The sequence below is a fragment of the Cohnella sp. LGH genome, from assembly GCF_017671885.1.
Taxonomy (GTDB): domain Bacteria; phylum Bacillota; class Bacilli; order Paenibacillales; family Paenibacillaceae; genus Cohnella; species Cohnella phaseoli.
In genome coordinates this window covers 2,566,599-2,590,377 of record NZ_CP072117.1, presented here as the reverse complement: position 1 = coordinate 2,590,377, position 23,779 = coordinate 2,566,599, and the positions used below count along the sequence as shown (strand labels likewise).

Below are 23,779 nucleotides of genomic sequence, written 5' to 3'. Positions count from 1 at the left end.
TCACGCTCCTTAAGGCTGTAACCACAGCCAGTCGACGAGCGAGCCCGTCACCTTGCCCAACACCATGGCCATCAACAACGGCAATAAATAAGGCTTAAGTTTTAATCTCTTAGACACGATAGGGATCACGTTCAGCACCTCCGTCAAAGCGGCGGCGAACATGCCGACGAACAAGCCCTGAAAAACCGCCGGAATAAGCAGAAATCGCGCCGACAGCCGGAAGGACCAGTCGAACAAATCCGCGCAAATCCAATACAGCGAGCCAATCAGAATCGCGGATTCGAACACGGCCGAGCGGCGGTGCCCTCTCGTCAGCTGCACCAGTCTGGGAATCAAGTCGAGCACGATCAGCAGCGCTACGAAGGCGCTCCCGACGGCAAAGCCCCCCGCCAGGCTTACGATGCTAAGCAGCAGGCCCCGAAGCGCTTCAGTCACCGTCTTTCCCCGTCCTGTCCTCGTGTTTTTTACGGTATTCCTCGGTAATGACGTAATGATTCACATTTTCCTGGTACATGAACATCTCCACCTCCAGCGGATTCGGCTCGTCGTTCAGCCGTTTGCGCAAGAGACGGTTAAAAAACAGAAGCATCCCCATTCCAACCCCGATCGAGTACGGAATTTGAAACAACCAAGGATGGGCGCCGTCTTTGCCGGTAATCAGCTCGGTAATTCTTTTCTGCACCGCGGGCATATTGACGTCGGCATGGAAGTTCATCATCGCCATTCCGGAGCCGAAAAACAGCAGCAGCCAAGCAAGCGCAAGCACAATCCGGCGAGGTTTAACTTCGCCCGCAGGCGAAATCTCCAGCAGCACATGCGGTTCTCCGAACGTCTCGATGACCATGCCCGGCTCCGCTTCGCGAATCGCTTTAACGACTTGCAGCATGTCGATCAGCACCATATTGCCGTCGCCAGCGGTAACCTTGTGCAGCGCTAGCTTTTCAAGCCGAATTTGCAGTTCCTTCTCCGTTACCAGTCTGGCGACGTCTCCCAAACGAATTACGGCGCCGGGACGAACGACCGCTCTTCTGCGCATCCGGACGTAGACGACTCTGTTTTCCTCCTCTGCATGCGAGCGACTCATACTCCCCCTCCCCCAAGCGGCATTTCGCTTAGTATGGAATGGAAAGCGGCAGCCTAACCGTATTTCGGAAAAAAAGAAGAGGCGTCCGCCCGTTTCCGGCGTCCGCCTCCCGCGATCGCGCGCTGCAAGCAGCGACCTACTGCGCGATCTGGTCTTTAATGTTTTGCAATATTTTTTTCTCCAGCCGGCTGACCTGGACTTGAGAGATACCCAGTCTGCTGGCAACTTCGGATTGCGTCTGATCGCGGAAATACCTCAGGAAAATAATCAGCCGCTCCCTCTCGCTCAGCCCTTGGATCGCTTCCGTCAAAGCCAGCTTGTCGAACCAGCGCTCCTGAGATTCATCGGCGATTTGATCCATAAGCGTGATCGGATCGCCGTCGTTCTCGAACACCGTCTCGTGAATCGATGTCGGCGGCTTGTTCGCTTCCTGCGCAAATACGATTTCCTCCGGCGTCACGCCAAGCTCCTCGGCCACTTCGCCAATCGTCGGCGCACGCCCGTATCGCTTGGACAGCTCGTCCTTCGTCTTGCGGACGCGATTGGCCATCTCTTTCAAGGAGCGGCTCACTTTCAGCGTACCGTCGTCTCTGAGAAATCTTTGTATCTCTCCGATAATCATCGGCACAGCGTAAGTCGAAAACTTCACGTCGTAAGAGAGATCGAACTTGTCCACCGACTTCAGCAAGCCGATGCAGCCGATCTGGAACAGGTCGTCGCTGTCGTAGCCGCGATTGGCAAACCGCTGCACGACGGACCATACTAGCCGAATGTTGCTATTGACGAGCGTGTCTCGCGCGGTCGTATCTCCGGATTGACTAAGCGCAATAAGGCGCTTCACTTCTCCGTCATCCAAATAAGCCGGCGGAGACGATCGTTTCCATTCTGATTCCATGCCTCCAACCCCTGCCGCACGGTTTTTAGTTAAACAACGCCTTTTTCGACTCGATCCGCTTCTTCATCCTAAGCGACGTACCGCCCGCTTCCGAGCTGACGACGTCAAATTCGTCCATGAAATTTTCCATGATCGTAAAGCCCATGCCCGAGCGTTCAAGCTCTGGGCGCGAAGTGAATAACGGCTGTCTGGCCAGCTCCAGATCTTCAATTCCTTTGCCCTGGTCGCTGACGGATAGCGAAATCATATCTCCGTCCAGCTCCGCTTCGACGGTGACGATTCCGTCCGTCCTTCCCTCGTAGCCGTGAATGATCGCGTTGGTTACCGCCTCCGACACGACCGTCTTGATCTCGTCCACTTGTTCCAAAGTCGGATCAAGCTGCGTGATAAATGCCGCAACCGTCACTCTCGCGAAAGACTCGTTCTCGGAACGGCTCGCAAATGAGAGCTTCATATGATTATGTCCACTCATGATACAACCTCCAGACCGGCAACTGCCAAGCGCTCCGAATCATAGAACGAGAGAATCTTGAACAGCCCCGACAGCTCAAACAGCCTTTTAACGCCGGGCTGCGTATCGCATACGACCATTTTGCCGCCGCGGCTCTTAAGCAGCTTATAGCGTCCGAGAATGACGCCGAGCCCCGAGCTGTCCATAAACTGCAATTCTTTCAGGCTGAGCACGACGTGATCGCACCGCCCGCGCATAATCGCGTCCTCCATCTTGAAGCGGACGATGTCCGCGGTATGGTGGTCCAGCTCCCCCCTCAGTCGTACGATCAAAACATTGCGTTGCTGCTCCAGCTCAACCTGCAAGCTCATCCTCATTTCCCCTTCCCCATATCCTGCTTGCCTCGTCACCAATTCTACGAAGCGCTCCCTCATTCCTGCCCTCCGACAAAACTAGAAGCAGGCCCCATAGAATCGACAAAACGCGCGAAAGAGGCGGCGACGAAACTTCGTCTTGCCGCCTTATGCGCAGTCAATCCGCCCCTGAGAAAAATAGTTGCCCTGTCGTTCGACGCAGCAGCGCCCACCAGCCGGCGCGTTCGACTGCCGCCGGAGATTCCACCGGAAACTCGACCAGCACGTCATCGCCGCGGTATACGACCAGTTTGCCGATCGGCTGCCCGATCTCCACCGGAGCCTTTACGTTGGGTTCAAGCACAAGCTCGTGACGAATGCCCTTGCCTGCGTCGCCTTTCTTCAACAGAACGCTGTACGAACGCCTTGCCGTCAGAGGAACTTTGGCTACTTTCCCCTTCTCCACTTGAAGAGTGCCGATCGAATCGCCCTTCTTGTAGATCGGGACATTCGTGTACTGAGCGAACGCATAGTCAAACAGCTGCGACACTTCCGCATTGCGCGTCTTCGTATTGGGCTCGCCCATGACGACGGCAATCAGCCGCAAATTGTCCCTGCGCGCCGTCGCCGACAAGCAGAACTTCGCTTCGCTCGTAAAGCCGGTCTTTAATCCGTCGGCGCCGCTATAGAAACGAACGAGCTTGTTCGTGTTTACAAGCCAGAACGGCTTGGGACTGCCTTTGCGCAAGTAATCTTGGTACAGTCCGGTATATTTCGTAATGCTTTCGTATTTCAGCAGCTCCCTGGACATGATGGCGATGTCGCGAGCGGAGGACATGTGGCCTTCGGCCGGCAGCCCGTTGCAGTTGACGAACTTCGTGTTGGTCATTCCCAGCTCGGCGGCCTTCTCGTTCATCATTGCGACAAATTGCGGCTCGCTCCCGCCCAGCTTTTCGGCGAGCGCAACGGAGGCGTCATTGCCGGAGGCGAGCGCGACGCCCTTAAGCATGTCCTCCACGGTCATCTCTTCGCCGGGCTCCAGAAAAATTTGCGATCCGCCCATCGAAGCGGCGTGCTCGCTTGCCGTTACCTTGTCGGTCAGCTTCAGCCGACCTTCGTCAAGCGCCTCCATCACAAGCAGCATCGTCATAATTTTGGTGATGCTGGCGGGAGGCAGAGAGAGCGTACTATTTTTCTCGTAGACGACCGTACCGCTGTCCGCATCCATCAGAATCGCAGATTTGGCGTTCGCCGCGAGATCCGCAGCCGGCTGCTTAGAAACCGGTTCCTTGGCAGCGGCAGCGGACGGAGCAATCAGAGCCGCTGTCAATAACCCGGCCAGCAGCCAGGCGCACAGACGACGTCCGGACGATATTCGTGTCTCTTTACAAGCCAAAAGTGGCTCCCCCTCCTGAAAGGCCGATTGTCGGCCAATAATTTCTTCCCTTTAGAGGTTTACTTCATTTTTCTAGTCTGTCCTTAGGGGAAGAAATATATTCCATCGGGGTGGAGCCACTCTTGCGGAGCATCATTTATTCAATTTGTTGATTAACGAGTGCCGATTAGAACTTCAACGCGTTCCTGACGTTTGATTCCTATTGTCTCGGAAACGATGTACAGAGGACGTCCTTTGGCCTCGTCGTACACCCTTCCTATGTATTCGCCCATAACTCCAAGGATCACAAGAATGATGCCGTTGAAGAACAAATTAACGGCCAGAATGGAAGACCACCCGGTAATCGTCGTACTCGTGAACACTTTCTGATAAAGAACGATCAACAAATAAATAAAGCTAAAGAAAGAAAGCGATAAGCCAAGGTAACTCGCTACTTTTAAAGGTTTGTGGGAGAAAGACGTAATCCCGTCGAGCGCAAATCGGACCATTTTTCTCAATGGATATTTCGTCTCTCCGGCCCAACGTTCCTCCCGCACATATTCGACGCTTTTCTGGCGGAAACCCGCCCAACTAACCAGTCCCCGAACGAAACGGTTTTTTTCTGTAAGTCCCTTTAAAACATCGCACACCTTGCGATCGATCAGACGAAAATCCCCCGTATCCACAGGAATTTCGACGCTGGTCATTTTTCGCAATAGACGGTAGAACATCGAAGCCGTCGCTTTCTTGAAGAATGTCTCTCCTTTGCGGACTAAACGCTTGCCATAAACGACATCATAACCGTTCTTCCACTCCTGAATCATCTCAAGTATGACTTCGGGAGGATCCTGCAAATCCGCATCGATTACAATTATCGCTTGTCCGGCCGCATAGTCCATGCCTGCGCTTATCGCAATCTGATGTCCAAAATTTCGCGAAAACTGGATGAACCTCACGCATTCGTCTTGCCGGCACAGTTCGGCAGCAATCTCCGCCGTCCGATCGCGACTTCCGTCATTCACGAAAACCAACTCATAGGATTCATTCGTTTGCCGCATTACCGCGGTCAGGCGCTTATAGGTTTCCTCCAACACTTCTTCCTCGTTAAACAGCGGAACGACAACTGAGTATTTGATCATTTTAATGTTCTCCATTCCTGACAGTCTCGTCATGAGTACCAGTTACGTATCACTTCCACACTCTGCTCCGATGGATAATAATGCTTGTCCTCTCCCGATTCGCCGATCGCGAATACGGAAAAGCCCATGAACCAGTTCTGGGTGAAGGTTAGGCGATAGGCTTCAAATACTCTAGCCTGCTCATCTGCGCTGTAGTTGTCCGACGGAGAAGGGTTCCAAGGATGTTTGGCTGCGTATTCGCGTTTTGGAAAGCCTAGTTCACCAAAAAAAACGGGCTTTTTCCACCGCTCTTGCAATCGCTCGATTTCGTCAACAACGTCCTGTTTCCTTCCATACACGGTTGTCGAATGCAAGGCATCGACTAGCTGACTTACCGTATTGACCGGCCGATCCGACAATTCGAAATACGCTGCAATCGAAACAAAGTCGACTTTACCGAAAATGTTATTGTCGATTTTTCTTTCGTAGGCTTCCAGACTGGCGGCGTCCCAATCCGCCGTATACCACCAATTCGTCCGATAAGTGACCAACCCGTCATAACGCGACTTCACCCGATCGATCAGATCCGCCCATTGTTTCTCGTATGTCTCCAAGTAAACAAGATTGGATGCCACATACAGTGCATATATCGATTCGGGAACGGCGATTCGATCCACGATTTCATCAACCGCCTGTCCCCATTCGCTGAAAAAAAGCTCAACGTCGTCAGGCTTCCAATCGGTCTCGTAATAGACGCCCTTGCCGATCCATGGGTAAGGCTCCAGTAATACACGCACATTGCGCTTGTTAAGCTCATGTATCACGGATTGAGCTTTCATTAGACTCTCGCCGTTCACGCGCACCCGGCTGGAAGTCAAAGTGTCGACTTCGACCATCACCGGCACATTCACCGCGTTTAATCCTAACCGCTCTACATCGGCAAGCGCTTGTTCAAGCGTATAATCGACCGACAAATTTCCGGACTTTATTTTGAGCTCGCGAACGTCCTGCTCCTCCGATACCAAGCGACCGCTCGGAAATGTAACGTTGTCTGCCAACCACAGTAACCCTGCTGCGGATATAACGACAGCTGCAGCGATTAGTCCCCGAGTTCGCCGGTTTATCGGTCGTGCCAAAAGCTCTTACCTCCTTCTACGGTTTTTCCAATACCAGAAAATCCCTATGAAAATCAAAAGCATGACCGTAGCAAACATGACAGCAAATACTTTAACCTGGGAGCTTCCCATATTAATCCGATCGGCAACCGAGAAAATTTCCTCTTCCGCGAAGTAATGATTCGTCGCGTTCTCCTCGCGATCGACGAGCATAGCGTTTCCTAGCAGATTGGAAGCAAACCTCGGCTCCGTCAAATATTTCTTAACGTGAAGCAAATTCTCTTGTTTGGGAGCCGTCGCGATGAGCAGCCCCCTCTCGGGATTCACAGGCGAAATTGCCAATTGCACGGATGCAAGATTGCGAGAGAAGCTTTCCAGCAGTCTTCTCATTTCATTGGATTGAAAGTAGCCGAATTGGTCGTCATATTTGAACCACAACGATTCGTTATTTGTCCGAATCGCCTGCAGTTGACTAGGCGTTCCGGCCATAATGTAATTATAACGTTTGTCGAGTTCCTTAAGCTCCGAATCTTTCACGACGGTTAACGTCCCTTCATTGTCCTTCACTTCCTTGCCCAGGAAGCCAAACAACTCCGCAACGAAATCCAACTCTTGTTTGCTCGGTTGGCTCGACACAACTACGGCCGTATCGTTAAATCTGCCATCCTTGACGAACGGCCACGGATAATTGTCGAGCAGAAGCGCGCGCGCTCCCTTGGTCGGCAAATAAATCGCCGTTTGCCCATCCACGAAAGCCCATGGCGTTTCGTCATGCAACCGATCGCAGCCCATATTTTTCAAGAGCAAATCAAAAGAAAAACTGACTTCGACATAACCGGCGGAAATCAAATTCTCAGGAATCGGCACCTCAAGCTTATCTTCCTGGGCATTCTCCGACGTGAGCTTCTTGCTTCCGACCGGAACCCCGTTCACATAAATCGTTATCAAGGATTTGTCGAAATCCAGGTTCTGCGCGTATCTGAAATGCACGACTGCCTTGGCGCCTGGAACAACGAGACGATTGGAGGTCAACCTGATTCCTGCAGTTGCCTGCTGCCGATATCTTCCTTCCAAGTAAATACCGTTGCCGTACCCCATGTCCTTCAGGACATATTGATCGGCAGCAGCAGCAGCAAGCGTACCGACTTCCATACCGTGCCGCAGTTGAAAGACGTTAGCATCCATCTGCGAGATCAAGTCCCCATTTTGGAACAGTCTGGCCGCGTCGACTAGATCGGACTTGTCGCCCTGCGTCGTAATCCCCATCAACGTTTTCTCTTTACTAAAGGGAGACGCTCCTCTGAAAATGACGGCTCCTTGAGACAGCCCGGCTTTATCGCTGTCTGACAACAGCGAGCGAATTTCAGCAGGCGCTTGATCGTAACCACCCAAGTAAATAATGTCATATTTGCTCAGTTCGGACTTGGTTACTTGAGAGTAGCTAGCCATGTTCAAATCTGTGCTCTCGTCTTGCGCCAAAGCCCCGAGACCGGCGGCGATACGCAATGCAGCTGCGATCTCTTCTTCGCTCGCTTGGTCTGGCAGCAGAATGAGGCTCGAATGAGCTTGCGGACTCTCGCTCGTTTTCAGGAAAGGGTACGGGTATTCGTTAAGGTTCGACGTCGGCGCATTCTCGCTAAAATTCAGATGAACATAAGAGGTACCGCGAATAAGCACCCACCTGCCGGATTCCGTCTCCTCCATGCACACGGCCTCATTATTTTCCGATCCTGTAGTAGACACCTCGAGCCGAATCTCATTGCTGCCTTCCTTCAGCGCCGTCAACGGCAACGGCAAACGTAAAATCTGACTTTGTTCGCTTTGCGCGAGCAATTCGGTATTGATCGGAAGATTGTTGACATACACCGTCAAAGCGGCATTTTTCGACAGATCGCTGACCGTAACCGCCAAGCTTATCCATGCTTTGCGCACCTGCCAGTGCTTATCCACATTAATATAAGTGCGGTCGGAACTTAAAGGTCCTTTGAATTCAATATCGCGATTCAGCAAATAGTTTTTAAACAGCGGGCCGTCTTCGGCCTGCTCTTCCCACTGCGCCGCCTGCTCCTCTGAAGCGGTCTCTTCCAGCGCGGCAAACGCGCCAGTTGTCGTCGTCAGAAACAACAGCAGTACCAGCACAAATATACCTAAGGCCGATCCCCTTGACTTCATGACTTACCTCCTAGAACCTTTCAGTTTTATACCATTTCGCTTCCAAACCGAGCACGCTGTCCTTGATGTACTGCCAAACGCCTTTAAGGGCCACAATCAGCCACATCTGGCAATACGTGAAATACATCAGCGCGACCAAACCGATATTTTTGGCGTTGCTTTCTCCTTTTTCCATGCTCAGCGCAATTGCCATCTCCAGGACAAACACCAAGTAGGCCAGAATCCATAGCAATACCGTATTGCCTGCGATATTGTAAGTAATCAGGTTGCATGCACCCAAAATAAAAATCACGTCCGAGATGATTGCAGAGCTTAGGAACAGAAAGTAAACGGAGGAAAAGTAGAGCAAATCGAACCGCACGTGCCTGAATTCCTTGGAGAACATCAGCTTGAAGTTTTTCACGAGCACGTAGACGTTTCCTTTAACCCAGCGGCTTCTCTGTTTCATCCACACTTTAACCGTTTCCGGCTCCTGCTCCCATGTGACGGACAAGGGCATGTACTGGATTTTGTAACCGAGCCGATAGAGGCGGAAGCTGATCTCCGTATCCTCCGCGATCGCTTTCGTGTCCCAGCCGCCCATCTCTTCGATCAGCTTTTTGCGGACGATAAAATTCGTTCCCGGAATCGTACAAAGATTAAACAACTGCCATCTGCCGGCCTGAACCATCCATTGAAAGCCCAGCGTCTCGATGTTGATGAACTTGGTGAGCATGTTTTTCGTTTTGTTGCGCGTACGAAATTTGCCGATTACGGCTCCAAGCTTATCGTCGCGAGACAGCGTATGCACCAAGTACTTCAGCGCATTTCTCTCCGGCGTATTATCGGCGTCGTATACGGCGAGCAGCTCTCCCGTGCTTCTCAGATAGCCGTTGTTTAAGGCGCCTGACTTCCCCTTGCCGCCGGTAATTTTATCCGTCGTCAGCACAATGAGATTAACGCCGGGATTTTTGTGCTGAATTTCAGCCAGAATTTCACCCGTGCGATCCGACGAGTTATCGTTAATCACGATAATTTCCAGCTTGTCGCGAGGATAGTCGAGGGCAATCAATGCATTAACTGTCTGCCCGATGACCACCTCTTCATTATGGGCGGGAACAAGCACCGAAACGGTCGGATACTCTTGCAACGGCTCATCGAGATTCATCTTTAACGTTTTCAAATAGTAGAGGTAACCGCCGATCATGAGTACGATATTCACGAACAGCATTACCCAGATAGAGATCATACAGTATAGAAACAGATAATCTACGAAGCCTAAGCCGTTGGACATCCCACTCACCTCAGATGCTTTTTACGATCAATCCGTTTGCCGGCTACGAAAGCCAGTAAGAACAGTCCGACGATTAGCCCGGCAATAATGAAAATGAAAGACATTGTTTGCTTGATTCCGCGATTCACGCCCGATAGCTCCGCAGGAGGCTGTTCAGGAGGCTCCTCCGTTACCATCTTCTCGTAAAGCACGCGTTGTCCGTCTACCCGTATCTCTCCGCTTACTGATGCGATGTCCGACTCATCGAATGAGACTTTATTTGGATGATTTCTAAAATCGTCGAAGGTCGCCCCGTCTTTCTTCCGCCGTTCGACTGTCGCCTGCAGCCCCTCCCAATCATTGGAGCTGTCGAACTGCAGCAGCACTTTGTCGGAAACGTAATTCCCCGCCCACGCCTGTTCCGGCAATTGGTCGCTGACGTATCCTTTCCAGACGCCGTTCTGTACGAACGTGGAGAAGTATGACATTGTCCGTACATATTCCTGATCGAATAGCAGATCCATGGGGCCCGTAAACGCAAGCGGATATATCCTAGCATCTAAGTAAGCCTGCAACGAAAGGGCGATCAGAACATCCGCGTCCTCCGGGCTCGTCACGTTTGTTTCCGAATACCGCTCGATGTCCGTATTCCAGGCATCCGGGGGATACCACCCCTGCAGGTTGCCTAAAACCGCCGTACCTCCGAGCTGTTGAACTTCGCGAATGACCTCGAAATAACGCTGCATCTGTTTGAATTCCGTATTCGCGAACACGGGCCTGAGTTCAACGATAAACGGCACCCCTTGTTCGTACAGCCATTCTGCAGTCGATTCCAGCCTCTCCAGATCGATAAATGGACTCACATTGTTTAGCATCAACAATACATTGGGCCAACTCGATCGTTGTACATCGAACATTTGATCTAGTATTCGACTTAAAGCGTCATTGAGCGACGCGTTCTCTCCGATTGCCGAGATCGCCCATAATTTGTCGGCATGTAAGACATAGGGATAGCGCTTCTGACCATCCGACAGCCATCCGAACCGCTGTACGGTTTGCCCGTCGCTCGCCGCAAGCTTGGGAACGTGCAGCGTTTCTCCGATCAAGGTCCGAGTTTCATTCCGATCATCCGTCTCACCCGGGCCGAAGATCAGTTCGGTGAATTGGTTCGAATAGCCGGTTACGGCGATTCGCTCCTGCAAACCGTAATCGGAATAACGCTCGAGCCCCCCTCCGATCCAGCCAATAACGCCGGAAAAACGACGCAGATCGGCGCCCAGGCTTGCATTGACATTTTCCTCCGCCAATCCGTACAGAAAAACGTGAGTGACGCCCTGAATCTGCCCGGCCCGATAATCGTCCACGCGAATCAACGAAACAATTCTGCTATGCATTCTAAGGCTGTCGTACAGCTTCATAAGCTGCTCGGCATTGCGAGTATCCCGCGAATGCTCCAAGCTTGCATTGCCGTACACAATTACTACGTTCGCGGTAGCACTGCCGTCAAATGAAGCGGATGCGTAAGTGAAGCTATGCCCCCCAAGCATAAAGACATTCAAAATCAGAGCAACCGCAATCGCCCGTGTGATGCTCTTCGAACGGCTAAAAGTCATATTCCATGTCCTTCTCGGCGGCTTTGCGGAAGCCCAATACGTCCTGCTCGTGATCCTCATATTCCGTAATCCCGATTCGGAGCTCTGTCTTGATGCTGACCGGCTTGGCCGAATTATCGAGATTAAACCGTTTCATTCCCTCCTTGATTCGCTCCTTGACGACAAGCGCTCCTTCCCTGTTCGTAAATAGCAATAGAGCAAATGTCCGTCCGTCCTCCAGCATATAGCTGCAATCCTCAGTACGAGTAAACTGCACCATCTGCTCCCCGATCGCCTTCAGAATATCCCGCATTCTCTCTGGACCGACAATACCGCGAACATCGTCATAATACGTCAGATTAACGAGCATCAGACTTAGTGGCAGCTTAAATCTGCGGGACAGCCCCATATGCTGATTCAATACGCCGTAAAATGCCTTGACATTGTCCAAGCCCGTATGCTGGTCAACGGTGACGAATTCCTCGAACTCGCGGGTCAGCTTCATGTTGTCGGTCTGCACCTTGCGAATTCTTCCGCCAAGCGTAGCCGAGAGCGCAGCTATAAGCGGCACAAAAACGATCCAATAGTACACATGGGATTCCACCGGGTTGCCTAAAACGACATTGCCGTACATCACGTAGCTGCCATAGAAAAAGATGACGACTGCCGCCATCCCGAGCGCGAAAATCATGCCCGAGAAGTAGGAAAGCAAACCTGCCGCAAACAGAAGACTCAGCATAATCATGTTCTCGAAATAAAACTCTTTCGGCATCAAATGAAAGAGGTTCACAATTCCATAAGCGACAATTGCCAGCGCGATTACCCAGATATCGATCTTTTTGGCTTCCAACTCAGCACACCTGCCCCTACCTTTGTTTTTGCTTTGACATAAACATAGTTCATGACATAAACAGCCATTGTGATAAACATCCAATCGAACGTAACGTTAAACAGAAATAAATGCTTGGCCAAATCCGCATCGCCGGCTCCGAGGAACGAGACGGACAGCTGCAGCACTCCGATAAGTCCGACAAGGGCAAACAGCTCCAAGCGAATCATGCCCTTCGTCTCGTTCCTTCGATAGTAATCGACATAGAACTTTGTCAGAAAGCCGTAGTAGATGGCATAGAAAATCGCTAGAAAACGGAAACTCTTCGGGAAAAATTTTTCCTTAAAGCTGCTCCATACCGAGAAAAAATTCGCCTTTGCGCCGTAATCCTTGTTTACCGTTTTCTCATAGTTTCCAATGACCAACGGACGAATCGAGTAGGCGTGCTTGGAAGCAAGATCAAGCTTTTGAACGGCGCGGTCCATATGCAGCAAGTAATATTTGAGCACCGCTCCATACCCTGCATTCGGGTAAAACTGCTCGTTCATTAATGCCGATTCGGAGTGCTCCATACTGTACTTATCGTAGTAGGTAGTACCGGCCAGCACGGAAAACTTCTTGTCCAACCCAAGCTCCTCCATATCCCGTTCCGGATTCGTAGAACTTTCTAAAATCCCCCTCGTAACGGTATGGTATTGATTGATGTGGCTGATTCCGTCTTTGATCGCCGCATACACGAATACGGAAATGACGAGCAGAAGGAAAGTCAGGCCGCTAACAACGATTTTCCAGCGCATATCCTTCCTAAGAAAGAAAATCCGCGCGTTAATGACTGCCAGCAAAATACCGATTGGCGCATTCTGTTGTTTGGCCGCTACGAAAAGCGCCGAGCACAAGAAAAATAAAATAAAATCCGATGTCGCCGGAACTCGCTCCCGAAGCAATCTGAAGCCGAATCCCAAGGTTAGGAACAACAGAATGTAGGAGGCCGGTTCCCCGTAAAAAGAATTAAAATAGGCGACGTATCCGACATCCCCGAAAATTAAAACTGCCAGCGCTCCGGTTCCAACCAGAACAGGAAGCGACATTTGGGTCCCGAACAGCTTCAGCAGCAAATAAAAAGCAACGAGATAGGTAACTGAATAAATGGCGCCCATCGTGCGCAAATCAAACACATTGTCCCAGGTAAACCATAAATCAAGCGATAGCGCGGTTCGAATGACCAAGGATAATGAGGATACGAACTGCGTAGTCTGCTCGAACGGATGCTGCCTGATTCCGAACAGACGGTTAAAGTAGCCGAAGTGGCGATCGTCGAAGTTGTCAGTTAAATAGTAAAGTCCAAGATTATGAATTTCCCTATAGTAGTCTCCGTTGTCGGCCATGCCTATGTAAGGCTTGACGAACAGGATCGTGTAGACAATTAGAGCCAAAGCAACCGTAAAACAGACAACAATCGTTCCCGGTCGCGCCAACACACTGTACAGCCACTTCTTCATGCCAATTCCCCTTCATGTACTCACAGGACTGTGCTAGAAACGATTCCTCGCTTCGACAAGAACAGTACAGCTTTCCGACTTTTCGAGCATATTTCTATTAAAATACCATTTTTTGGACTTTACTATTCTAACACAACCTACTGAACAATTTCTAAACTTTTCTAAGTTGAATAAAAATATCCTTTATTTACCGTCTCAAAAAGAACATTTTATAAAACTGCTAACGACAAAAAGAACGTGCTTCTCGACAAGGAGAAACACGTTCTTAACTTCGTATCAGATTCCCGGACGGAAAATGAAAAGCGCGAAGGAGAGAGTGTCAAACCCTTCTCTTCTTCGCGTTAATTTGTTTATTCAATTTGAACGGAACCAGTGCTTTGGAGCTGCTTAAGCGACTCCTCACCAAGTTCGTCCAGCCGCCATATGGCGATATTGTAGATGCCTTTGGACTTGGCTGCTTGAATCCATTGCCCTAGGGTCTTGCCGTCGGCATACCAAACGTTGTGCTTAGCACCGCTCGAATCCATATATTCGAAATGCAGAGCGCCACTCGCCTTATCTCTTACAGGGGGCGAGGTAGCACCGCTAGCTAGATCCGCCGCTTGCCGTTCGGTAATTCCGGCAGCTTTGCCGGTTTCACCGTGCCAATCGAAGCCTCCCGATGACAATGCGATATAGGGCTGACCAGATAAACCTTTCATCCGTGCAGCAAGCTGGCGAACAAATACATCATCCGCCTTTGGTCCCGGCCCACTATGATTGCCGAACAGATTATACGCCATCATAATATAGACCGGCCCTTCCGGAAGATCAAGCCGCTCGATCGGCGCGCGCGGCTCAAAAACGACTCGAAGCTCCTTGCCTTTACCGATCAACCGCGCATGTAGTTCTCTGATCAACTGCGCGTAATTCGTCCAATCTTTGTCATCAATTCTCTCATAATCTAGTTCGACACCAGATAAACCGTATGACTCGACAGCGGCAATTATTTCGTTGATATGGCTGCTACGGCTCGAAAAATCTTTGACAAGCCTCGTTACTAGCTCGCTGTCCTTCTGCACGTTCCCTCCGCCTTGGTACTTGATGTCATTAACCAGTGTCAGGAACAAGCGGTTCAAGCCGCCTCGATCCACTTCCTGCTGAACAACAGGAAGCGCCTCCCGGAATTCGTCCGTAAACAGCAGACGATCGGATTCATCGAAATAAGCGGCAAACAGCTGCAAGCTGGTTAATCCTTTTGCAACATTTCCCAACTGCTCCACACCAGCTTCCCAGCGCCAATCCGCCAACCATACCGATCGCTCTGTTTTAAATTCCGTTATTTTAGGTTTGCTAGCCGCCCCAAACACGTCCTGTCTGCAAATATAAAGCAAACCTGCCGAGAGCACAAACAAACCTGCAAACGCATAGAGGGCAACAGTCCGTTTACGACGATTGCTTGAACGAATCCTGCTCAACTATCGCACTCCTTCCCTTTCCAGCTAGTCAGAACGTTTCAATCACCCAATCAAGAGTAGCGTCCATCGAACGTTCGATTTCTTTGAACCATTTGTCTAAGCCGGAAAACCGATTGCTGTACAAGCCTTTGATCTGAACGTCATCGAAGACGCCGTCGTAAATATCGTCCCGCTCGTTCTGTACGTTGTATTCCGACTCAAGTGCGACGGAGCCAGAAGAAATTTCTCCGTCAATCGCGCTGTCAAGCGTTTGGACGTCGTCTACCGCAACGTGAAGATCGTTGCCGTGCAAAGTTACGAATACCTTTCTTTTCTGCGCGATATTAACCGGATACCGGGTTTCTTCCGTCAAGTCGATTTTAGAAGTTTGAACCTTCGAATAGACTGTAGCCTTGTTCAGCGCCAGATCGGTTTCCTTCCAGTCAATTTCGTCCAAATCCAATTGTACCAGCTTCTCAATTTCTTGTCCGGCTCTTTTCTGCTCGATCGTCACTTGATTATTATCCAGCGAGATCCGAACGAACGAATTCCGTTCCCGGTCATATCTGACATAAATCGACTGTCGGCCGACTACGTTACCGGCCAAAGTCGCCTCAAATTCAACATCTTGATAGTTTTCGCTGCCGTTGAGAAGAAGCGTACCGGGAGCGGCCGGCTGTGAAGTCAGTGCAATACGATTGTCGATAAATTCAGCCGCACCGTTCACTAACGTCCAATTCTTCGCACGCTTGGCGTCCCCGGTCAAAAACTTCATCTCCTGGCCGGTATCCTTAGCTATTTTCATAAGCAAATGGTTCGTATACCAGTAGGGTGCAGGCTGTACTCGCGTCAAATCAAAAAGATCCTCGTCCTTGCCGTTAAAAGAAATCCCGTCCCTGTTAAAATGCATTTTAAAAATCCGTTGTATTTCTGTATTGTTGGCCTCCGTCACAAGACGGTTCATCCCAGCTCCCAAAGCGTTCGCATGCATGATCATATACACGTTCGGCACGAAACCAAGCTGGTCTGTATAAATTTCTTCCATCAGCCTGTAATCTTCCGAAATGCGTGCTTCCATTTCGCTTCGCGTCTCGGTTGGAATCATATCGCCGTCTCTTAAAAAGTCCATTAGATAATGATTGTAATAATCGATTTTCATTTTATTTCGAAGCTCGTTCTCATCCTTCATACCAATGAAATTGCCTTCGCTATCGAAAACATTGATATAGGTGAGTCGATAACCGTTACTGCCAAGCTCCCAATAACCGTTTTTGGTCATTTTCTTCATATCCTTCGGCTGAAGAAACTTGCGATCTCCGTTCCCCATCTTGTTCGCATATGAGAGAAAAGTTGCCTTGAAATTGTATTTCTCTAGCAGCGGCTGAGAGAATAACGCGGAATCGTTTCGACCGTCCTCAAAAGATAGAAACAGCGCCTTATCTGGAAGCTTCTTTCCCTCCTGATAATAATCAAGCACATCCTGTTGAGAGATTGCGACAAAGCCCTGATCCTTGAGCGCCTTGAGATGCTTATTCAGCTCTCGCTTCGAGATCAGTTTTGGTGTGCCCGAACGGCTGACTCCGAAGTATGACAAGGCGACAAACCCTTTGTCCGAGGCCCATTCAGTCCGCTCTGGTTCCTTGTACTTTTTAACGTCGACAAGCGCGTGAAACAAGATATATCCAACAACGAGCAGCACGGTCAGCTGAATCACCGTCTTAATTGCTTTGCGTCGGTCTTTCTTCCGCGTGTCTAGGGTATGAGCGCGATTCTTGTTCCCCATCTCTGCTTCTCCTTACTGAACGGAACGTAACCGCCATATTAAAACGGCAGCCCGATCTTCCGGTTGACTCTTTTTTGTTTGCGCGCTTCTTTCTTGTTTCTGGCCTCGATATCTTGAGGGGTTTCCCTAGTTCCCCATGTAGATTTCCAGAAAGTAACCCAGGCTACAGGCATCTGCCACAGAAGCACAAATTCATAAAACAAACAGAATACAATTCCGAATATCCATAGCTTGCTCTTACGGAAAAACAGATGCGCCAAGCTCATGCACAGGGCCATCAGCAATAATCCCATAAGGAATGTTCCCGGAAAAACATGATGAAACAAAGGGACGTAGATCAGGTTGTATACTACGATTACGGGAGCGGCAATCGGCACTATCAATCCCACAAGGAAGAAAAGTGCCATAAACGGTTCCTTGCGCCAAATGAATTTGCATGCGCGCAAGGATTCCCTTAGCCAGGAACGTTTCCAGCGCATTTGCTGCTTCAAAAACACGCCCATATCCGAAGGTACGATAGTCGAACAGATCGCCTTATCCTGATAAGTTGTGCGGTGTGTACGCAAAATATAGTTGGTCATGCTTCGGTCGTCTCCGAACGTGGCCGGCTGCCCTAAAAACTTCTGATTCAACCATGCGTCGGAATGCTTGAGCACTAATTCTTTGCGGTAGCAGGACAACGGCCCGGAAAGACAAGTCACGCTATCGAACCAGGATTCGGCCGCTTTCATAATTCGGAACGCGATATAGTAGCGGACGGTTTGAAGCTTGGTGATGGAATTCGTAAATTTGTTTTCAACGTCCGTCCTCCCGGCTACGCCTCCAACCTTACGATCTTGAAAAGGCTGAACAAGATGACGGATCGCGGTTGGTTCGAGGAAGCTGTCCGAATCAACGAACACAACCAAATCGTGTTTCGCCATCTCAACGCCTTTGACTAACGCCACCCGCTTCCCGCCGTTCTCTTCAAGCAGGAGCATCTTCACTCTATCTCTAGTACCGAAGCGCTCTGCCTCTTTGTGAATCAGTTCAATAGTCTCTTGAATACGCTGTGGGGAATTATCCGTGGAACGATCGTCTACTACGATCACTTCGAGCTTGTGAACCGGATAATCCTGATTGACGCAGCTTAGAATCGTACGGTGAATCCACTGCTCCTCATTAAAGCAAGGGATTATAATTGTAACGCCGGGCGTGTAAACAGGATTAATCGGCACATCCCGATATAACGATCCAAACAAATATCTCGACAGCAAGAATGCCGCGGCGATGATGCTGTACGTATACAAAAGCGAGTTGTATTTGAAATAAATAACGCTCTCCGCGCGCATAAGCATGACAAACAAAGCCGTAAAGAGCAGCAAACTACTAGCCATGTAAACGGAATATCCCCAGCGCTTTTTCTGGAAATATTCAGTCAGCGGTTTGACGAACTCGAATGCGACCATTGTCTGCTCTTGTTCGTCATGCTCTTTGACAAGAATTCTCACAACAGTAGCTTGTGTTTTAACGTTCGATTCGAACCCTTCGGGCATCGCTCCTGGAGGAATACGAAAACGAATCTGGACTTTGCCTCCGACTCTGAAGGAATCCTGTGACAGATCATCGACCGCAATCAAGATGCCCGTTGCTGAAACATCCACAGATCGACCTCGGACCGGCTTACCCTTCCTAGCTAAATCGATCATCACCTCAAACTCCGCAACATAACGCAAACTAAGCATACGAAGTTTATCGTGGATATTCCCTTCCTGCTGGGCTCCGCTTTCCTCGCTCTTAAGCCCTCTGCGATCAGCCGAGTTTCGAAGCTTATCCGGGTCCGGCACATAAGCTAACGTACGCCTGTCCCCTTTTGGAACTGTTAATATTTCTTCGACAGTTTTCTTCGGCTTCTTCTTCAACTTTAACATTTCGCTGCCTCCAATCCGTGAGACCGACGCTACAGACTCCAGTAATGGAAGCCGTTTTTCTCAAAATCCGATTTGTTGAATACACCTTTTACATCGACTAGAACCTTGGTTTTATTCTTGGCAAACATAGCCTCAAAGTCCCGTGCTGTCATCGATGCAAAGCTGCTATGAGGTACGGCAACTACAACGGCATCAAGCTGCTGCAGATGCTCCATATTCATTAACTCTATGCCGTATTCCTCAAACGCCTGTTCAGGATCAACCATCGGATCTGTTACAAGCGGCGTTATGCCATACTCGTTCAACTCATGGATCACATCAATGACTTTCGTATTTCGAATGTCTGAACAGTTTTCCTTATATGTAAGTCCTAGAAAACCGATTCTGGCACTGGAAATGTCTACTTTAAGTTTGACCAGCATTTTGACGATACTCTGTGCGACAAAGCTACCCATACCATCGTTAATGTGGCGTCCGGCAAGAATAATGCGCGACCGATATCCCGTGTCCTCCGCTTTATAAGTTAAGTAATACGGATCAATCCCGATACAGTGCCCTCCGACCAAACCCGGTTCAAACGGAAGGAAGTTCCACTTTGTCTTCGCAGCCTCAAGCACAGCTCTTGTAGGGATGTTCATTTGCTTAAATAGCATCGCTAATTCGTTCATGAATGCAATATTGACGTCGCGTTGCGCATTCTCTATCACTTTAGCCGCTTCCGCCACTTTAATGCTCTCGGCCCTGTATACGCCGGCTTCAATTATGAGCTCGTACACTTTGGCAATCGTCTCAAGCGTTTCTGTGTCCATTCCCGATACGATTTTTATGATATTTTCCAGACGATGGACTTTATCTCCCGGATTAATTCGCTCTGGCGAATAGCCGACCTTGAAATCCTCTCCGCAGCGCAAGCCGGATTCCGCTTCCAGAATCGGTACGCAAATCTCCTCGGTCACACCAGGATATACGGTAGATTCGAAGACAACGATCGCTCCCTTACTCAGCTTGCTCCCAACAAGCCGGCTTGCATTCTCAATGTAGGTCAAATCGGGAACATTCCCGCTGCCGATCGGCGTCGGTACAGCTACAATATAAAAATGCACATCCTCAAGCCTCGAAACGTCTGAAGTAAACGATGCTGTACTGTTTCTTACAGCCTCATCGCCGACATCGTCAGTCGCATCTAATCCATTCCGGTATCCTTCGATTTTCTTCTTGTTTAAATCGAATCCCACCACATTTACTTTTTTAGCAAAGGCTAGCGCAAGCGGCAAGCCAACGTACCCCAATCCTACTACCGCGATAGACTCCATTCTGTCCAACAGCCGATCATAGATATTCATTCTGTTCTCTCCCGTACTCCCGAATCGTCTACTCTTGCACCCCGACTAATTCCGCCATTTTGACGAATGTGAAACCCGACTTCCTCAGACTTTCGAGCACTGTAGGTAGAGCTTCGATCGTATGAATATCGTCAAGCATGTGAAGCAAAATAACGCTCCCTTTATCCGTCTTCTCCATAATTTTATTCACAATATCCTCTGCGCTGTTATCCGAGTTCCAATCGAGCGTCGTTACGTTGTACAGCGCGATATTAGGTAGCCCGATCGCAGAAACGATTTTGGCGCTTTTATCGTCAATTTCTCCGGTAGGAGGTCGGAACAGCATTGTCGGCTTCTGTTGAATGGCTTCTGTAATGACTTGATGAGCTTTGACGACATCTTCCTGCAATTGCTCCGGAGTCAAAGTTGTAATGACGGGATGGGTATATGTATGGTTTGCTACATCATGTCCTTCCTCAATCATTGCCCTTGCCAAATTCGGATTAGCTTCTGCTCCTTTGGCTCGTAAGAAAAAAGTCGCTTTCACATCATACTTGGCCAATATATCCAGTATCTTGGTAACCGTATAATCGGTCCCCCAATCATCGAATGTTAGCGTAATTTTCTTTTCGTCCGTCATTACATCATAAATCAAATTGTACTTCGCGTTTTCGTAATCCGGGTTGATCCGTACGGCGTCGTAACCTTCGATTTGCTCCAACGGCTTCCGCTCTCCACCATGCTTGATCAATTGTCCCAAAGGAATGAAGTCGTACCCCACCTCTTCTGCAGCTTTTGCCACAAGCACAACATCTTCCAAGAGCGAGGTATTCTCTTCCGCATCAATGGAAATAATTCCGCCTCGGGTAATGTATTTCCTGATATACAGTTCCTTCTCTAAGTCAGTCTCCTTCTGCCAATTATGCAAAAACAGGCTGTAGACAATAACAGCATCCATACCGTTGTGAGCAGATGCCAGTCTTACATCGTCGGTATAGTCGCCAGAACGTGTGCGAATGTAACGAGGAGCAACCCCCGTTTCTCTCTCGATAATTTCGTTGCTGAGACGAATTTCTTTATAAATCTGCTCATAACTAAGATTGGACATATCAAGGCGATTCAGCGTATTGTTCTCAACCTCATGCCCTCTGGCCAAAATCAGTTTGGCTATGTCTGGCTCTTCCGCGACGCGCATCCCCGGCAGAAAAAAGGTCGCTTTAATCCCGTACTTATCCAGCTCATCTAGCAGCTTGGTCATCGTAACATTGTCGCTCATTCCGTTAAATGTAAGAGAGAACTCTTTCTTCGCCGTATACACATAGGGCATTACCTTGCTCATCGGTCCGCTGTACCGCTCGATCACCGGCGTTGCCGTTGTTGGCTCTTGCTCGTTCTTCTCGCCGCTGAATATTCCGCATCCCGTAACTATGGAAATTAGCAGTACGATAAACAAGCCCTTCGCAATCCAACGAACTCGACAAATTAATAATCCATTCATTAAGATCAAGCCTCTTTCTAATATCCGGTTTTCATCAATAGATCAAATTACCTATTTAATAGGAGAAAAGAACCAATCAACCAAACATTTATATTCTACCACGCCCTACTGAACAATTTCTAAACTTTTCTAAGTCAAATAGAAAAATCCGTTTTCTATTGTACAGTTTTTGTTCAGCCCGATAGTTTATTATTTCAGTTTGAACGTATCATGTATAGATAAAGGCAGATGGTAAATCTATGAAACGAACTGGAACAACCGTCACTAAAATCGCTTCCTACGCTTTGATTGCCGCAGGCCTAACATTGCTAGCTTTCCCATTTGCCCGAGAGTACCTCCAAGATAGAGAACAGAAACAAATTTTGCAAGAATTGGAGCAATCTTTGTCGTCCGGCGATCCCGCACGCTCCTACAATATTCAAGCAGAGTACAGCCGACTTTCTAACGTGCTTGACGCGGGGCTGGAACAAGCAGGAACGGAAATTGATTCGTCCGAGGTCCCTGAGGAATCTCAAGAGCCTATGGATGAGCGAACAATCGGGATTATCGAGATTGACAAAATCGATCTTAAGCTACCGATTTTAGAAGGAGCATCCGCGCAAAATATGAAGGTAGGTGCGGGCCATATGACGGAAACCGCACCGCTTGGCGAGGTCGGCAATGCCGCAGTCGCAGCCCACCGGGCCCGAACAAAAGGACGAATGTTCAATCGACTTGACGAAGTGGAAATCGGCGACCAAATCGACATCCGGACAAGAAACAGCAGCTTCGTCTACAAGGTGACCGACATTAAAGTCGTTCTTCCAAACGATCTGTCCGTACTGAAGAAAGACGAAGACAAAACGACTCTTACACTAATCACGTGTGATCCGCTAGTCAATCCAACGCATCGTCTCATCGTTCACGCAGAACGGGTTGAAGCTCAAAGTTAAACTCTCTATGCGAAAAAAGCGTCCGGAATCTATAACGATTCCGGACGCTTTTAAGTTCAATCAGTAATATTTGACTGCCGCGTAGTCGCTTGCTTTTTTGTTAAATGTGATCTTCTTGGCACCTTTGCTCAGCACTGCGTCAACAGTCGTGTCTACAACAACCCATTTGCCGTTCAAGTAAACCTCGTTCCAAGCGTGGTATTCATCAACCAAGTTCGTCTTGCCCATCGCCAGTTTGGTCGGAATGCCTACGCTGCGCAGCATAGCCGCGTAGAGAGTAGCGTAACCATAGCAGATGGCTTTGCCCGAGGTCAAAGTACCGTCAATGTCCGGAATGTAATCCGCAGCAACCTTACGAGCCAAATCTTTATCGTAGCTGACATTTTGAATGATATATTCGTAGATAGCCTTTGCTTTCTGTTCATCCGTAGCAGCTTTCTTCGTCAACTCCTTGACTTTGGCCAACGCCTTGTCGGCTTCCTTCCAAGCTACCGTCTGCGTCGAATTCAAGAATACATCAGGCTCATTCTTTACCGTTACATCGACCTTATCTGTAAGGCTCACGCGGTACTTTTTGTCGACAACATGCTCAAGCACCGTAATTTCATACTGCCCGTTGCCCAACTGCAGCGGCAGCCACACCGTCTGGTCGTTCGTTGTCGTGCTCAATGTATATGTATAGCTCGCGCTTCCCTTCGAAATCTTCGCCTTCATGTCGACTGATGTCTTGTTAGCCAGTCGGATGCCAATCGTGCCTCTCTCCAATTGGATCGTATCCAAAGTAACTTTATTTGCTTGCGTATCAGCGAAAGCGATTGCCGGGATCGTAGCGAAAAGAACGAAAGCGGCCAGTAACACTCTTGTAAATTTAATCATAATCCTGACTCCTTTCGATAGCTGGCTGCCATTCCTCATAGAAGAGAAGGCCCTCTAGCTTTGCGTCGCTGCCTTTCGACAGGTTTGCCTTTATCGTGAAGCTCGTCCGAAGAAAACAAAAAAAGCCGAGACTTTCGGTAGCTGGCTGTCATCCTTCCAACGGAAGGGAAGACCCTCTAGCTTTGCGTCGCTGCCTTTCGACAGGTTTGCCGTTATCGAGCTTGCTTTTATAGTAGAAGTATAGCAAATTTTCATAGATTATGCAAGGAAAAACCTACCGATTTCTC

General features: G+C 49.2%; 20 protein-coding genes and 2 riboswitches. Of the genes, 1 reads left to right on the top strand and 19 read right to left on the bottom strand.

What is annotated here, in order from left to right:
• Positions 1-9: 9 nt before the first annotated feature.
• The 18 genes from J4772_RS10555 to J4772_RS10470 form a co-directional block, all read right to left on the bottom strand.
• On the bottom strand, positions 10-435 hold the full coding sequence (locus J4772_RS10555) for a stage V sporulation protein AB (RefSeq protein WP_209075175.1): 426 nt from the start codon (positions 433-435) through the stop codon (positions 10-12).
• The gene (locus J4772_RS10550) at positions 428-1,084 is read right to left on the bottom strand and encodes a stage V sporulation protein AA (protein ID WP_209075174.1); all 657 of its coding nucleotides are present in this window, start codon (positions 1,082-1,084) and stop codon (positions 428-430) included. Before J4772_RS10550 ends, J4772_RS10555 begins: the two co-directional genes overlap by 8 nt.
• A gap of 136 nt (positions 1,085-1,220) precedes the next feature.
• Positions 1,221-1,979 (bottom strand): RNA polymerase sporulation sigma factor SigF, encoded by a 759-nt coding sequence (gene sigF, locus J4772_RS10545; protein ID WP_209075173.1) that lies wholly within the window; start codon positions 1,977-1,979, stop codon positions 1,221-1,223.
• Positions 1,980-2,004: 25 nt separating this feature from the next.
• Positions 2,005-2,451: an anti-sigma F factor gene (spoIIAB, locus tag J4772_RS10540; protein ID WP_116065242.1), complete on the bottom strand. Its 447-nt coding sequence runs from the start codon at positions 2,449-2,451 to the stop codon at positions 2,005-2,007.
• Complete coding sequence (gene spoIIAA, locus J4772_RS10535) at positions 2,448-2,801, bottom strand: anti-sigma F factor antagonist (RefSeq protein WP_116065291.1); 354 nt, start codon at positions 2,799-2,801, stop codon at positions 2,448-2,450. Before spoIIAA ends, spoIIAB begins: the two co-directional genes overlap by 4 nt.
• A gap of 160 nt (positions 2,802-2,961) precedes the next feature.
• Positions 2,962-4,101, bottom strand: coding sequence for a D-alanyl-D-alanine carboxypeptidase family protein (locus tag J4772_RS10530; protein WP_247741185.1), 1,140 nt, complete (start codon positions 4,099-4,101; stop codon positions 2,962-2,964).
• Positions 4,102-4,331: 230 nt separating this feature from the next.
• Entirely contained in the window at positions 4,332-5,312 is a 981-nt protein-coding gene (locus J4772_RS10525; protein ID WP_247741070.1) for a glycosyltransferase family 2 protein, read from the bottom strand.
• Between the two features lie 14 nt (positions 5,313-5,326).
• Positions 5,327-6,412, bottom strand: a complete 1,086-nt coding sequence (locus J4772_RS10520) for a glycoside hydrolase family 113 (RefSeq protein WP_209075172.1) — start codon at positions 6,410-6,412, stop codon at positions 5,327-5,329.
• A gap of 6 nt (positions 6,413-6,418) precedes the next feature.
• Positions 6,419-8,563: a cellulose biosynthesis cyclic di-GMP-binding regulatory protein BcsB gene (locus tag J4772_RS10515; RefSeq protein ID WP_209075171.1), complete on the bottom strand. Its 2,145-nt coding sequence runs from the start codon at positions 8,561-8,563 to the stop codon at positions 6,419-6,421.
• Between the two features lie 10 nt (positions 8,564-8,573).
• Positions 8,574-9,836, bottom strand: coding sequence for a glycosyltransferase family 2 protein (locus J4772_RS10510; protein ID WP_209075170.1), 1,263 nt, complete (start codon positions 9,834-9,836; stop codon positions 8,574-8,576).
• Positions 9,837-9,841: 5 nt separating this feature from the next.
• On the bottom strand, positions 9,842-11,428 hold the full coding sequence (locus J4772_RS10505) for a DUF2334 domain-containing protein (RefSeq protein WP_209075169.1): 1,587 nt from the start codon (positions 11,426-11,428) through the stop codon (positions 9,842-9,844).
• Positions 11,418-12,257: a GGDEF domain-containing protein gene (locus tag J4772_RS10500; protein ID WP_209075168.1), complete on the bottom strand. Its 840-nt coding sequence runs from the start codon at positions 12,255-12,257 to the stop codon at positions 11,418-11,420. The genes J4772_RS10505 and J4772_RS10500 overlap by 11 nt, the downstream gene beginning before the upstream one ends.
• Positions 12,227-13,735: a glycan biosynthesis hexose transferase WsfD gene (locus J4772_RS10495; protein ID WP_209075167.1), complete on the bottom strand. Its 1,509-nt coding sequence runs from the start codon at positions 13,733-13,735 to the stop codon at positions 12,227-12,229. Before J4772_RS10495 ends, J4772_RS10500 begins: the two co-directional genes overlap by 31 nt.
• A gap of 350 nt (positions 13,736-14,085) precedes the next feature.
• On the bottom strand, positions 14,086-15,192 hold the full coding sequence (locus J4772_RS10490) for a glycosyl hydrolase family 18 protein (RefSeq protein ID WP_209075166.1): 1,107 nt from the start codon (positions 15,190-15,192) through the stop codon (positions 14,086-14,088).
• Positions 15,193-15,220: 28 nt separating this feature from the next.
• Entirely contained in the window at positions 15,221-16,954 is a 1,734-nt protein-coding gene (locus J4772_RS10485; protein WP_209075165.1) for a polysaccharide deacetylase family protein, read from the bottom strand.
• Between the two features lie 38 nt (positions 16,955-16,992).
• Entirely contained in the window at positions 16,993-18,864 is a 1,872-nt protein-coding gene (locus J4772_RS10480) for a glycosyltransferase (RefSeq protein ID WP_209075164.1), read from the bottom strand.
• 29 nt (positions 18,865-18,893) lie between these two features.
• Positions 18,894-20,207, bottom strand: a complete 1,314-nt coding sequence (locus tag J4772_RS10475) for a nucleotide sugar dehydrogenase (protein ID WP_116065231.1) — start codon at positions 20,205-20,207, stop codon at positions 18,894-18,896.
• A 28-nt stretch (positions 20,208-20,235) separates the two neighbouring features.
• Positions 20,236-21,684, bottom strand: coding sequence for a polysaccharide deacetylase family protein (locus tag J4772_RS10470; RefSeq protein WP_209075163.1), 1,449 nt, complete (start codon positions 21,682-21,684; stop codon positions 20,236-20,238).
• A gap of 239 nt (positions 21,685-21,923) precedes the next feature.
• On the opposite strand from J4772_RS10470, the gene J4772_RS10465 reads away from it, so the two are divergent.
• A complete protein-coding gene (locus J4772_RS10465) occupies positions 21,924-22,616 on the top strand; it encodes a class D sortase (RefSeq protein WP_116065229.1) in 693 nt (230 codons plus the stop codon).
• A 60-nt stretch (positions 22,617-22,676) separates the two neighbouring features.
• Here the strand turns inward: J4772_RS10465 and J4772_RS10460 are convergent, their stop codons facing one another.
• Complete coding sequence (locus J4772_RS10460; RefSeq protein WP_209075162.1) at positions 22,677-23,492, bottom strand: transglutaminase-like domain-containing protein; 816 nt, start codon at positions 23,490-23,492, stop codon at positions 22,677-22,679.
• 13 nt (positions 23,493-23,505) lie between these two features.
• Positions 23,506-23,591: riboswitch (cyclic di-GMP riboswitch) on the bottom strand.
• A 34-nt stretch (positions 23,592-23,625) separates the two neighbouring features.
• Positions 23,626-23,713: riboswitch (cyclic di-GMP riboswitch) on the bottom strand.
• Positions 23,714-23,779: the final 66 nt, after the last annotated feature.